Source organism: Halorubrum sp. SP3 (assembly GCF_005435195.1).
In the GTDB taxonomy this organism is placed as follows: domain Archaea; phylum Halobacteriota; class Halobacteria; order Halobacteriales; family Haloferacaceae; genus Halorubrum; species Halorubrum sodomense.
Map to the genome: position 1 here is coordinate 487 of NZ_SGTU01000126.1, position 584 is coordinate 1,070.

The window sequence follows — 584 nt, forward strand, 5'->3', positions numbered from 1 at the left end:
AAACGCCAACCCACCGTCGTACTGGGGCAATGAAGAGGACGGACGCGAACTCCGCACCTACATCCGAAACGACCAGTACACGATTCAGTGGGGGAAGCGTAGCCGTCTCCAAATCCCTGTTGGGCAAGAACTGAAAGATGAGTACGGACTCGGCTACCACGAACGGCTCCGCCTCGAAGTCCGAGGCAACCCGAAGTGGGACGGCGAACAGGGTCGTCTGGAACTCGAATACGACGAGGTGAGCGACACGTTCAGGGCTTTTCAACCAGTCACCGTCCCTGATTCTCGACTGGAGTCACCACTGGCTTCTCACGAAGCCGCCCTTGACGTTGGTGCGAACAATCTCGTCGCCTGTTCCACGACCACTGGGAACCAGTACCTCTACGACGGTCGTGAGTTGTTCGGGCGGTTCCGCGAGACAACAGACGAAATCGCCCGCTTACAGTCGAAGCTCCATGAGGATCGCTCCTCCTCGAAGCGGATTCGACGGCTGTACCGACAGCGGACGAAACGCCGTGACCACGCACAGGACGCATTGGTGCGCGACCTGGTTGAACGGCTGTACGACGAGGGCGTGGCGATGG

Annotated in this window: 1 protein-coding gene; it reads left to right on the top strand. The window is 59.4% G+C overall.

The window, feature by feature from the left end:
- Positions 1 to 584, top strand: a 584-nt coding sequence (locus EXE42_RS15795; protein ID WP_241988415.1) for a transposase, incomplete at both ends; no start/stop codon positions are given.